The organism is Geomonas sp. RF6 (assembly GCF_021044625.1).
GTDB lineage: Bacteria > Desulfobacterota > Desulfuromonadia > Geobacterales > Geobacteraceae > RF6.
This window is the reverse complement of sequence record NZ_CP087999.1, coordinates 679,340-691,277: the sequence shown is the minus strand read 5'-3', so window position 1 is coordinate 691,277 and position 11,938 is coordinate 679,340. Positions and strand designations below refer to the sequence as shown.

Sequence of the window (11,938 nt, the reverse complement as noted above, 5' to 3'; positions counted from 1 at the left end):
CGCCGATCAACCCGCTAAATGTCCGGCTCCACCTCTGCGTAAGACGCCGCTCGCACGACCGGCGTTATCTTTCCCTGCCATGTCGGCATCGGCCGTGTCGGCTCCTTGAGAAGGACCTGCGCTTCTTCCTCCGTGATCGCTTCCAGCTTCAGAAGCTTCTCTATATCGACCGGGCGGGCGTACTCCATTGTGAAGGCGAAGTCTTCGGTGTCGTAGTCGGCGGGATTTCTGTACACGGAACGCACCATCGTCTGCACCGGTGACGGATTTGTGTTCAGGTGCTCCTGCCACGCGGCTTTCTGCTTTTGGGAGAAGGTGGTGAACCAGCAGTGGTGGGAAACCTCGTGCACCAGAAGGTCGCGGAGTTCCTGGTCTGTGGGGGTGAACTGCATATTGCGGTAAATGAGGCCGGTGTCGGTCCGGTAGGCGCCGAGATGGTGCTTTACCTCGCTTGGCATCATAACTTCGCTGAAAGACTCACCGGCAAAACGGAGCGTGCTGAGCTTCGGGTCGCAGTGGTTGAAGAGTATTTCGAGTTTGGGGTCGCTCTGGGCGAGGCGGCGTGCCTTGTCCCTGTAGCTCCATGACACCGGGACGTACGTGGTGGCGCAGCCGGCGGTGATGAAGGCCAGGAGAGCAATGGCCGCAGCAGCCATCGTGGATTTTCGCAGTTGTATCTTCACAGGTGCTCGGTCGTCGGGGATGCTGCCGAAAGATTTTCGGCATGGGGAAGCGCTAAGGACGCCGGATTGTATACGTCTTATTGGAATTTGACAAGAAAAAAGGGGGAGCCCCCCTCTGTGCTCTCAATGGCACTTGAAGAAATTGGCGCATTCCCCCCTGTTTTTGCAGCACTGCGTGAGGGGTGTTTCGGGGAGGTTCTCTGGCTCGTACTCCGGGCTTTCCTTCCTCGCCTGCGCCGATAGCGACAGTGCGCTCCCCCGGAACGTGCGTCTTTCCACCTCCCCCTCCGGCAGCTCGCGTTGTCGCAGATCGTGCAGCACGCCGTGCGGATCGGGCGCCAGGCAGAGCTTTCCCGGAGCAAAGCCGAGCCCGCAGCCGCGCGCCTTGCACACCATCCACGCCAGCGCGCAATCCGATAGCCCCGCCTCGTGGTATCCCCCACCCACATCGGAATGCACCCCCGGAAAGAGGACCTGCTCCCCCTTCGTGGCCGGCCCGCTCTCCCAAAGGCACGGAGCGTAGTCCGGGCGCCGCTCGTCGATAGCCACGGCATGGTAGGCATTCTCCACGATGGAGCTCAGGTTGAGGGAGTGGAAACACCAGCTGTTGCTGGGGTGACCTGCAAGGATTGAACGGGGGATACCGCCGTGCCCGACCGTATCCCATACCCCCAGAAATTTCACTGCGGCGGGGACGCTGAAAGTGTCGCGGAAACCTGCCGAGTAGCCGGAGTCGGGGTGGGTTTCGGGATAGCGGTTTCTGTACAGCTCATATGCCAGGGAAAGCTTGTCCAGCTCCTCGGGACGGAGAAGTCCGCTGTTGTGGATCATACCGATGATGCTGCGGGCGATGTAGGCCCCGCGGCTGAAGCCGAAGAGCCAGATCTCGTCCCCCTCCGAGAAGCGGGATGCGATGAAGCGGTACCCTGTCTGGATGCAGTGGGTAATCACGGTGCCGAGGGAAGCTTCCTCCGTCTCGTCCGGCAAGTCCGCCGTCCCATCCTGGTAGAGGCAGAACTGGCCGACCCCGCGTTCATCCCCAGGTGCGATCAGTTCGGCGATCTTGGCGACATTGGTGGGAGCCGATAACTCCTCTTCGCGACGGTACGGCAATTCCCACGTTCCGTCACAGCACACGATGATCCTTTTCATACCCCCTCCTTGAGTACACGCAGTGCAGTGCTGCGGATGAGATAGGGGAGGTGTCCTTTCGACACGGTAGCTGACAGATCACACTTCCGGTAAAAGCGATTTAATAATTAGAATAGAGAGGCGCCAAGGAGAGGCAAGGGGTGATGGAGAAAAATTCAACGCTGCGCACCTGGCGGCACGGCTTCCCCTGTCAAAGAAGGTGAGGAGCCTCTTCGGCACCCCCACGCCACAGAAAAAGGCCCCTCGCGCTACCGCTCCAGGTTGGCGCGGAAAGTTTCCTGCGCAACAGCGTTGGACTGGGCAACGAGCTTCCCGCCGCGGTAGTATCGAACGTACGGGATCTGGTCGTTGCCGAAGGTCTCTTCCTTGAAGGTCCGGAAGTCCTCGAAAAGCTCAGTCTTGTCATATTCGATATAGAAAACCGCCGCGTCCTGGAAGCCCGCGGCGTAACTGCGCATCTCGTGCCATTGTAGACACCAGCTCTGCGTAAGGATGACAGCCACTTTCTCTGCCGCTTCGGTGATGTCGCTGCCGATTTCCCCTCTTTGAATGGCCTCGCGCGCCTGTTGTTCGCTCATCTTTTCCATCGTCTTTCCTCGATCGTCTTCTTTGGCGGCCGCTTTGCCGCTCCACCTCTTCCCTAAGTATAAGTCAGGCGGGTAAGGTGCGCATATCATTATCAAAGACTGGAGCTTTGGCTGGGAAATAAGAAGCGCGGGGCATTGCCGGAGTGCTGCGGGCCGCTGTTGCGCCGACCCCGCGTGGAAAGGGAGATCAGGGGGAGTGACAATCTTTTTTACCGAAAGTTTACACGCCTCCCCCTTGCATCACGGTTGAGGAGGCTAAAATTGGAACAGGCAAATAATCGGGTTAGCGGGGAAAATACATGAAAATTTTAATGGTTTATCCGCATTATCCGGACACATTTTGGAGCTTCCGGCACGCCCTCAAATTCATTGGAAAGAAAGCAAGCTTCCCGCCGCTGGGCCTTTTGACGGTCGCCGCCATGCTCCCCTCTTCCTGGCAAAAACGGGTCGTGGACATGAACATCCGCCCGGTCTCCGACGATGACCTCCTCTGGGCGGACTACGTCTTTATCAGCGCCATGGACATCCAGCGCGAGTCGGCGCTGGAGGTCATCGCACGCTGTCGCAGGTTGGGAGTAAAGACCGTCGCAGGTGGCCCCCTTTTCACCTCGTCGCACGACGATTTTCCCGATGTCGACCACCTGGTCCTCGGGGAGGCGGAGGTGACGCTCCCCGTTTTCCTGGATGATCTGGCCCGGGGGGACGCGAAGCATCTCTATCAGCCGGACCGGCGGGCGCTCCTTGATGAGACTCCGGTCCCCCTCTGGGACCTCGCCGAGATCGGGAAGTATGCCGCCATGAACCTGCAATATTCCCGCGGCTGCCCCTTCGACTGCGAGTTTTGCGACATAACAGCCCTTTTGGGTCGGATCCCGCGGACGAAGCCGCTCCCCCACCTCATCGCCGAGCTCGACAGCCTGTATATGCGCGGCTGGCGCGGCGCCGTCTTCATCGTGGATGACAATTTCATAGGGGACCGGAAGAAGCTCAAGAAGGAAGTTCTCCCCGCCATCATCGAGTGGATGCAGGAGAAGCGCTATCCCTTCTACTTCTACACGGAAGCGTCGGTCGATCTTGCCGATGACCCCGAGCTCATGTCCCTGATGGTGCGTGCCGGGTTCGAGGAGGTCTTCGTCGGGATAGAGACGCCGGAGGAGGAGGGTCTCGCCGAAACCGGGAAGTCCCAGAATCGCAACCGCGATCTCCTGGAGTCCGTGCGGCGCATCCAGCAGGCGGGGCTGCAGGTCCATGCGGGCTTCATCGTCGGCTTCGACAGCGATTCCCCCGGCATTTTCCAGAGCCAGATCCGCTTCATCCAGGAGAGCGGGATCGCCACCGCCATGGTGGGGATACTGACCGTGCTGCGCGGGACGAGGCTGTACCAGCGCCTCGACAAGGAGGGTCGCCTGCTCGGGAAGGCAACCGGGAACAACATGGCGGTCTCGCTGAACTATATCCCGAAGATGGATGCCAACACCCTGATCGCCGGGTACCAGGACATCCTCGACACGATCTACTCGCCGCGCAACTACTACCGTCGTGTGCTGCAGCTTCTGCGGGAGTACCGTCCGCTCTATCTCGCCAGCTTCCGCTTCCAGCCCGGCTATTGGGGGGCGCTGGTGAAGTCGATGCTCTTCCTCGGGATCATCGGGCAGGAACGTATCCACTATTGGAAGCTTTTCTTCTGGTCGCTGCTGAGAAAACCGCGTCTCTTCCCCCTTGCCATAACCTACGCGATCTATGGCTTCCATTTTCGGAAGGTGGCGGAGAAGATCGGCAATAGCGGCATGTTCCACCGGGATGGATGGGCAGCAGAGGCGGAAGCCGACGGCGCTGAAGGGTGAGGTCGCTAGATCACGTAGGATAACGAGAGGGAAGGGCGCGCCTTTCCCTCTTTTTGTATGCAATAATCAAGATGATATGGCACCCCTTGCCGGAACCCGCATCGCCGCGAAAGCCTCAGTTGTAACAGGCCGGGCAATTCCACAAAATGAGCGCTGCCGAAAAAGGAAACCTCGAGGAATACCGCAGAAAGCGCGACTTCAACCGCACCCCTGAGCCTTCCGGAGAAGGGGGGGCGGAAGAAGGGAACATCTTCGTGGTACAGAAGCACGCCGCAAGCCATCTCCACTACGACTTCCGCCTGCGCCTGCACGGCGCGCTGAAGAGCTGGGCACTCCCGAAGGGGCCCTCTCTCGATCCCACCCAGCACCGCCTCGCCAGCGAGACCGAAGACCATCCCCTTGAATACGCCCGCTTTGAAGGAGTCATCCCTGCCGGTGAGTATGGAGGCGGCACCGTCATGGTCTGGGATATCGGTGAATGGGAGCCGCTGGAGGGGGGGAAACAGGGGTATTACCAAGGGCGGCTCCACTTTGTCCTGCACGGCCAGAAGCTGCGCGGCCGATGGACGCTGACCCGCGAAGACAGGGAGACCCGCAGCTGGCGGCTGGTGAAGGATGCGGACGACTTCGCCTCCCCGAACGACATCCTCGCCCGCGACAGGAGCGTGATGAGCGGCCGTACCATGGAGGACATCGCCGAGGACCGCGACCGCCTCTGGAGCAGCACCGTCGGGGAGGTCACCCCCCCTGTCTTTGGCCACGCGCTCGGAGGCGCTCTCCCCTCCTGCACGACGCCTCAGCCGGCGACGCTGGTGGACCAGGTCCCCCAGGGAGACGAGTGGCTGCACGAGATAAAGTACGACGGTTACCGGATGGTGTGCCGCATCGACAAGGAAGGGACCGGCGTGCGCTTCTTCACGAGAAGAGGGATCGACTTCACCGACCGGATCCCCACTCTGCAGCGCGCAGTGGCGCGCCTCCCGGTGCGGCAGGCCTGGCTCGACGGGGAGATCGTCGTCTTCACCTCCCAGGGGCGCTCCGACTTCCACGCGCTTCAGGAAGCGCTACGCAGCGGCAGGGAAGGGGAGATCACCTACGTCGTCTTCGACCTCATGAACTACGAGGGGTACGATATCCGCGGCGCACCTCTTTCGGAGCGGAAAGCGATACTCGCCGACCTCGTTCCCCCTCAGATGGAGCAGGTGCGCTACGTCGATCACGTGGTTGGGCACGGGGAGGAATTCTATCGCGAGGTGTGCAGCAGGACGCTGGAAGGGATCGTGTCGAAGCAGGCAGATTCCGGCTATGTCTCGGAACCGAGCCGCCGCTGGCTGAAGGTGAAGTGCTCCCAGCGCCAGGAGTTCGTGGTCGGCGGCTATACCGAGTCCGGGGCAGGCCGCCCCTTCGGTTCACTCCTTGCCGGGTATTACGACCAGGAGGGGCACCTCGTCTTCGCCGGGAAGATCAAGAGCGGATACAGCATTTCATCGAGTGAAACCCTTCTCGAGGTTCTGAGCCGCTACGAGCAACCGGAGCCCCCTTTTGTGAACCCGCCGTCCGGCCAGGAGTACCGCAACCCGCACTGGGTGCGCCCCGAGCTGGTGGCGGAGGTCGCGCACGGCGGGATCTCCGGGCGGGGGATGCTCAGGAACGCCTCCTTCAAGGGGCTGCGGGAGGACAAGCCCTCCCGCGAGGTGCGCCTGGAAATCCCCGAAAGGGCGCGGGAGACGGCCATGCAGACGGCGCCCCCCCGGTCGGCGAAGAAGGATCTCCCGGTCTTCCCCCACGAACGGCTGCGCAGGGAAGACCTGGTGAGCTACTACACGCTCGTCGCCGACCTGATGCTCCCCCACATCGTGGACCGGCCTCTTACGCTCATCGCGTGCCCCACCAACATCTACCGGTGCCAGTTCAAAAAGCACGCTACCAACTTTCCCCCTCCGGTGCGCCCGATAGATATCGCCGGGCATGCGGAGCGCTACCTCGCGGTGGATGATGCGGAAGGGGTGCTGACGCTCGTGCGCCAGGGGAGCGTCGAGTTCCACGCCTGGCAGTCGCGCTACGCCGACCTGGAGCACCCGGACCGCCTCCTCTTCGACCTCGATCCCCCTGAGGAGGGGTACCCCTGGGAGGATCTCGCCGAGGCGGCCCTCCTCCTGAAGATCCATCTGCAGGAGCGGGGGCTCGAGTCCTTTCTGCAGACGACCGGCGGCAAGGGGTACTATCTCGTCGCTCCCCTTGACCGGAGCAAAGGGTGGAAGGAAGTCACCGCCTTTGCCAGGCGGATCTCGGAGGAGATGGAGGAGTCGCGCGGCGACCGCTTTACCGCGAAGCTCTCCAAAAGCGAGCGGCAGGGGCGCATCTACGTGGACTGGATGAGAAACGGGAGGGGAGCGCACGGAGCGGAGCCGTACTCGGTTCGGGCCCGCCCGGGGGCGCCGGTCGCCACGCCGATCGGGTGGGAGGAACTGGTGAAGGGGGTGAAGCCGGACAGCTTCAGCGTCCTCAACATGAAGGAGCGCCTGGAGCGGCTGGAACGGGACCCGTGGGAAGGATTCTTCGCAATCCGGCAAACCTTTCGGCGGTAATCAAGGGTTTACTGTATTCCATGTAGGCCGGCATAAGCGCAGCGTTGCCGGCAGGCAGCTGCGCCGCTCCGGACGAATATGCCGGGAACGCCTGCGGCTTATCCCGGCCTACCTGGACTGCATTCACCTCGTGAAGTTGTCTCTGTAGGGCCGGCATAAGCGGTAGCGTTGCCCGGCAGACAGCTGCGCCGCTCCGGACGGAGATGCCGGGGAACGCCTGCGGCTTATCCCGGCCTACATGGACTGCATCGACCGTCGCCGCATATTACGTATACGCATTTTCACCAGTGATATCTTTTCTCTTGGTTTCCTGCCGGAGTTTGTGAGAGACTGCCCATTGCCCTTTTGGCCCATGTTGTCGAACGCTTGCACACGGAGGTGGCGGGACTTTGAAAGGCTCCTTTTTCAACATTTACAATCACAACTATGTCCGCATAGCGGTTGCCATCCCCGAGGTGCGGGTGGCGGACCCCGCCTTCAACGCGCGGCAGACGGTTGACATGATGCGGCAGGCCCACCAGAGGCGGGCACTCGTCGCGGTCTTTCCCGAGCTCGGGCTTTCCGCCTACTCCTGCGACGATCTCTTTCACCAGCAGGCCCTGCTGGACGCATCTCTGAAGGCCCTGCAGGAGGTCCTCGACGCCTCGAAGGAGATACCGCTCATCACCATCGTGGGGCTGCCGCTGCAGGTGCACAGCATGCTCTTCAACTGCGGTGCCGTCGTCTACGGCGGGCGGATCCTCGGGGTCATCCCTAAGAGCTTCATCCCGAACTACCGCGAGTTCTACGAACTGCGCCAGTTCTCCCCCGCGGACTTCGCGCCGGTGGAGAACATCGATCTCCTGGGGCAGAAGGGGGTCCCCTTCGGCACGCGCCTCCTCTTCCAGGTGGAGGAGCAGCCGCTCCTGACCTTCTTCACGGAGATCTGCGAGGATATCTGGGTCCCCATCCCCCCTTCGTCCCTCGCGGCCATGGCCGGAGCGAAGGTCCTCATCAACCTCTCCGCCTCCAACATCACCGTTGCCAAGGCCGACTACCGTAGGCAGCTCGTTGCGAGCCAGGCCAGCCGCTGCCTTGCCGCCTACATCTACAGCGCTGCAGGCTCCGGGGAATCGACGACCGATCTCGCCTGGGACGGCCACGGCATGATCTGCGACAACGGCGTTTTCCTCGCCGAGTCGAACCGCTTCGACTACGGCCAGCAGCTCATCACGGGGGACATCGACCTGGATCGGCTGACCCAGGAGCGGATGCGCCAGACGACCTTCAACCAGTCGGTGCGCCGCCACCACCCGGAGATCGCCACCTTCCGCACGATCTCTTTCAGCGCCGAGCTTCCCCTCGAGGAGAAGCTGCCGCTCGAGCGCTGCTACGAGCGTTTCCCCTTCGTGCCGAGCGATCCTGCCCGCAGGAACGAGCGGTGCCACGAGGTGTACGAGATCCAGGTGCAGGGGCTCGTAAAACGGTACCGCAGCTGCGGGGCGTCGAAGATGATCATCGGTGTCTCCGGCGGGCTCGATTCCACCCAGGCGCTCCTCGTCTGCGCGAGGGCCATGGACGTCATGGGGCTGCCGCGCAAGGACATCCTCGCCTACACCATGCCCGGTTACGCCACGAGCGAGAGGACGCTGGACCAGGCGCATCGCCTCATGCGTTCGGTCGGGTGCACCTTTGCAGAAATCGACATCCGCCCCAGCTGCGAGCAGATGATGAAGGACATCGGCCACCCCTTCTTCGACGGCCATGCGGTGTACGACATCGCCTTCGAAAACGTGCAGGCAGGGGAGCGCACCAGCCACCTCTTCCGGCTCGCGAACCAGAACTGCGGCATGGTGGTCGGAACCGGCGACCTGAGCGAGCTCGCGCTCGGGTGGTGTACCTACGGGGTCGGGGACCACATGTCCCATTACAACGTGAACGCCAGCGTCCCGAAGACGCTGATCCAGTACCTGGTGCGGTGGGCCGCGAAAACAGACCTGCTCGGCCCGGAGGTAAGCGGCGTGCTGGAGGAGATCGTCGATACGGAGATCAGCCCGGAGCTCGTGCCGGGCTCAGCCGGGGACAATCAGCCGATCCAGCGCACGGAGGATAAGGTCGGGCCGTACGAGCTGCAGGATTTCAACCTCTACTACATCCTGCGCGTCGGCTATCTCCCCCCGAAGGTCGCCTTCATCGCCTGGAGCGTATGGCACGACCGGACCCGCTACAACTGGCCCGACATCCCGGAGGAGAAGCGCAACGAGTACACGATCGAGGTGATAAAGAAGTGGCTCGGGGTCTTCATCTGGAGGTTCTTCAAGATAAGCCAGTTCAAGAGGAGCTGCCTCCCGAACGGGCCGAAGGTCGGCTCCGGCGGCTCCCTCTCCCCCCGAGGCGACTGGCGCGCCCCGAGCGACGGCGAAGCGACGCCTTGGCTCGCGCAGCTCGATCTCATTCCGGAGAGTGAGGAGCCGTGATACAGGGAGAGTGAAGGACGAAAAAAAAACGCCACCCGGCCCGGTGGCGTTTTTTCTTTAAGGCAGAGGTTATTTACGCTGTGAAAGCTACTTCCCGCCTGCTCCCACCTTCTTTGCTACCTCCTGCGCCTGCTGCAGGTGCTGTTCCAGGATCGGCAGAGTCTTCGCCGCGAAAGCCTGGATGTCAGGGTCTTTCACGTCCTTGGATGCCTTGCGGAAGTCCGCGACGTCCTTCTGGTGGTCCTTCACCATCGCCTTCATGTACTCCTTGTCGAACTCCTGCGGCTTGACCTTCTGGAACTTGTCCACCATCTTCTTGTCCTTGCGGTCCATGCTCTCGGCAAGGGAGATCCCTTTCGTTTGCGCCAGCTGTTTCAGCTCGTCGTTTGCTTTCGTGTGGTCGGCGACCATGCGGGACCCGAAATCCTTCACTTCCTGGGACTGGCCGTTTTGCTGCGCCATCTGCCCCAGTTGTACCTCCATCATGCCGGCACTAGCTGCCTTGGTGACAAAGGCCTTGTCTTTGCGGCCGAGTTTTTCCGCCGCGAACGCAGACATGGCGCCACCGATTGCAAACACTGCGACAAACAACATAATAAACGTCGACCTTTTCATAGTACCTCCTTCTCTGGTTTCCGGTTTTTTGTTAAGGAAGCGTTAATGTATTCCATCAAAAAAGGTATCGTCAGGGGGAGTAAAGTCAACAGCAATGCCCCTTTTTGAAGTACCCTTTACCGTATAAGGATGATCTACTAAACGGGCACGAGGAGATAACGATGGAGAAGGACCTGGTCCTGGAAGTCTTTTCAGACTATGTCTGACCGTTCTGCTGGCTGGCGGAGCCAGCCCTGGTGCAGTTGAAACGGGAATTGCCCGAACTTTCGGTGGTGTGGCGCGCCTTCGAGCTGCGGCCGGAGCCGGTCCCGACGCTCGATCCGGGGAGCGAGTACCTGGTGCGGGTGTGGAACCAGATGGTCTACCCCATGGCGCGGCAGATGGGGATCCAGATAGAGTTGCCGACCCTGCAGCCCCGCTCCCGCCTTGCCCATGAGGGGGCGGCGTTCGCACGGGAACACGGCCGCTTCGAGGAGTACCACAACGGCCTCTTCCGGATCTTTTTTCAGCGCAGCGAAGATATCGGTCACCCCACTCTCCTTGCATCTCTCGGGGGAGAGGTCGGGCTCGATGCCGACGCCTTGAGAGATGCGCTCGATGCGCACGTCTATCAGGACGCGGTCCTGGCAGACGAGGAACTGGCGGAGCAGCTCGGCATCAACGCGGTTCCTGCCTTCGTGGTGGGGAGGAGCAGGGGTGCATCCGGGGTCCTCAGTGTCGATGCGCTGCGGGATCTGGTTCTCGGGAGATAGACCGTTCGCGCTCGACGGATGCCCCTCTTTCCGTTCCTGCTGGAGATGCGTCGGAGGTTGTGGCACTATGCGCGGTGTCGGTATGAAAGGAGGGTGCCATGCACAGTTGCAGCAGGGGGGAATTTATGACGGCACAGGGGCTCATCGAGCACTACGGACTGCAGCCGCATCCGGAAGGGGGATGGTACCGCGAGGTGCACCGCTCCAGCCACTCCCTCGGGGGTATTCCCGGCTACTCCGGAGAGCGCTCTGCCCTTACCGTCATCTACTTCCTTCTGAGTGCGGGGAACTTCTCGGTCTGGCATCGTGTAAAGAGCGAGGAGGTGTGGCTGCACCTCGCCGGGGCGCCGCTGGAGCTCGTGGTGCTGCAAAAAGACCCGGCGGTGTACCTCCTCGACCATGCCGGAGCGCCGGGGCAGCCTCTTGCCGTGGTGCCGTGTGACGCACTGCAGGCCGCCCGCACCCTCGGCGACTTCACCTTCGTCAGCTGCCTCGTCGCCCCCGGATTCGATTTCGCCGACTTCGAAATCCCCACCTGCGACGAAATCGTTGCCTCCCATCCGCTCCATGAGCAACTGGTGCGGCAGTTCTGCCGTTCCTAGCAGATGGGGAATCACCGAATGCGCAGCATCATCTGCTCCCTTATGCTTCTGATCTCCTTGTGGCGATCATCTGCCGCCGCCGCTGGTGGGGAGAGGCTCGTCGAAGTGCCCAAGGTAGCACCGGGGGTGAAGGTGGAGATGCCCTATGCCACGGCGGATAACTTCACCGGCAGGATCATCTACGACTGCGGCCGGTGCTTTCTCGACAGCCGGACCGCGGCAAAGCTGGCGCTCGCCCAGCGCTACCTGGAAACGGAAGGGTTTTCCCTGAAGATGTGGGATTGCTACCGCCCTCTTTCGGTGCAGAAGATTTTGTGGTCCATCGTTCCCGACAGCCGCTACGTTGCCGACCCGCAGAAGGGATCGCGGCACAACCGCGGCACCGCCGTCGATGTGACCCTCGTCGACCTCTCCGGGGGAGAGGTGCAGATGCCCACCAGCTTTGACGACTTCTCCCCTAGGGCGGCGAGTTCCGCAAAAGACGTCGGGCCCGCAGCCGCGAAAAATAGGGAGATCCTCGCCATAGCGATGCGCAACGCCGGATTTCGCCCCCTCGCGACGGAGTGGTGGCACTTCGACGATGCTGAGGTGTCGGGGGATCTTCTCGATGTCCCTTTCACGGAGCTTTGCAAGTAGCAAAGGGGATGGCAGCCAGAACC

General features: G+C 61.7%; 10 protein-coding genes. 6 read left to right on the top strand and 4 right to left on the bottom strand.

Annotation, left to right across the window (positions count from 1 at the left end; all coding sequences use genetic code 11):
- Window positions 1-14 precede the first annotated feature (14 nt).
- The 3 genes from LPW11_RS02945 to LPW11_RS02935 all read right to left on the bottom strand — a co-directional run bounded on the left by LPW11_RS02945 (window position 15) and on the right by LPW11_RS02935 (window position 2,422).
- The gene (locus tag LPW11_RS02945) at window positions 15-683 is read right to left on the bottom strand and encodes a hypothetical protein (RefSeq protein ID WP_230996639.1); all 669 of its coding nucleotides are present in this window, start codon (window positions 681-683) and stop codon (window positions 15-17) included.
- Between the two features lie 123 nt (window positions 684-806).
- On the bottom strand, window positions 807-1,835 hold the full coding sequence (locus LPW11_RS02940) for a DUF2235 domain-containing protein (protein ID WP_230996638.1): 1,029 nt from the start codon (window positions 1,833-1,835) through the stop codon (window positions 807-809).
- A 248-nt stretch (window positions 1,836-2,083) separates the two neighbouring features.
- Entirely contained in the window at window positions 2,084-2,422 is a 339-nt protein-coding gene (locus LPW11_RS02935) for a hypothetical protein (RefSeq protein WP_230996637.1), read from the bottom strand.
- A 299-nt stretch (window positions 2,423-2,721) separates the two neighbouring features.
- Here LPW11_RS02935 and LPW11_RS02930 point away from each other — a divergent pair, with 299 nt between their 5' ends.
- From LPW11_RS02930 to LPW11_RS02920, 3 genes are all read left to right on the top strand, one after another.
- Window positions 2,722-4,266, top strand: coding sequence for a B12-binding domain-containing radical SAM protein (locus LPW11_RS02930; RefSeq protein ID WP_230996636.1), 1,545 nt, complete (start codon window positions 2,722-2,724; stop codon window positions 4,264-4,266).
- A gap of 146 nt (window positions 4,267-4,412) precedes the next feature.
- Window positions 4,413-6,854 (top strand): DNA ligase D, encoded by a 2,442-nt coding sequence (ligD, locus tag LPW11_RS02925; protein WP_230996635.1) that lies wholly within the window; start codon window positions 4,413-4,415, stop codon window positions 6,852-6,854.
- Between the two features lie 389 nt (window positions 6,855-7,243).
- The gene (locus LPW11_RS02920; protein WP_230996634.1) at window positions 7,244-9,310 is read left to right on the top strand and encodes an NAD(+) synthase; all 2,067 of its coding nucleotides are present in this window, start codon (window positions 7,244-7,246) and stop codon (window positions 9,308-9,310) included.
- Window positions 9,311-9,397: 87 nt separating this feature from the next.
- Here the strand turns inward: LPW11_RS02920 and LPW11_RS02915 are convergent, their stop codons facing one another.
- Window positions 9,398-9,925, bottom strand: a complete 528-nt coding sequence (locus LPW11_RS02915) for a DUF4142 domain-containing protein (RefSeq protein WP_230996633.1) — start codon at window positions 9,923-9,925, stop codon at window positions 9,398-9,400.
- A 218-nt stretch (window positions 9,926-10,143) separates the two neighbouring features.
- Between LPW11_RS02915 and LPW11_RS02910 the strand changes: the two genes are divergently transcribed.
- The 3 genes from LPW11_RS02910 (at window position 10,144) to LPW11_RS02900 (ending at window position 11,915) form a co-directional block, all read left to right on the top strand.
- The gene (locus LPW11_RS02910) at window positions 10,144-10,677 is read left to right on the top strand and encodes a DsbA family oxidoreductase (protein WP_269145411.1); all 534 of its coding nucleotides are present in this window, start codon (window positions 10,144-10,146) and stop codon (window positions 10,675-10,677) included.
- 98 nt (window positions 10,678-10,775) lie between these two features.
- Window positions 10,776-11,279: a cupin domain-containing protein gene (locus LPW11_RS02905; RefSeq protein WP_230996631.1), complete on the top strand. Its 504-nt coding sequence runs from the start codon at window positions 10,776-10,778 to the stop codon at window positions 11,277-11,279.
- A gap of 18 nt (window positions 11,280-11,297) precedes the next feature.
- Window positions 11,298-11,915 carry a M15 family metallopeptidase gene (locus LPW11_RS02900; protein ID WP_230996630.1) on the top strand — a complete coding sequence of 206 codons (618 nt, stop codon included), beginning with the start codon at window positions 11,298-11,300 and terminating at the stop codon, window positions 11,913-11,915.
- Window positions 11,916-11,938: the final 23 nt, after the last annotated feature.

Coding starts and splice junctions, on each gene's coding strand:
- LPW11_RS02940 (WP_230996638.1), bottom strand. CDS start 1,835: ATGAAAAGGATCATCGTGTGCTGTGACGGAACGTGGGAATTGCCGTAC.
- LPW11_RS02935 (WP_230996637.1), bottom strand. CDS start 2,422: ATGGAAAAGATGAGCGAACAACAGGCGCGCGAGGCCATTCAAAGAGGG.
- LPW11_RS02930 (WP_230996636.1), top strand. CDS start 2,722: ATGAAAATTTTAATGGTTTATCCGCATTATCCGGACACATTTTGGAGC.
- ligD (WP_230996635.1), top strand. CDS start 4,413: ATGAGCGCTGCCGAAAAAGGAAACCTCGAGGAATACCGCAGAAAGCGC.
- LPW11_RS02915 (WP_230996633.1), bottom strand. CDS start 9,925: ATGAAAAGGTCGACGTTTATTATGTTGTTTGTCGCAGTGTTTGCAATC.
- LPW11_RS02905 (WP_230996631.1), top strand. CDS start 10,776: ATGCACAGTTGCAGCAGGGGGGAATTTATGACGGCACAGGGGCTCATC.
- LPW11_RS02900 (WP_230996630.1), top strand. CDS start 11,298: ATGCGCAGCATCATCTGCTCCCTTATGCTTCTGATCTCCTTGTGGCGA.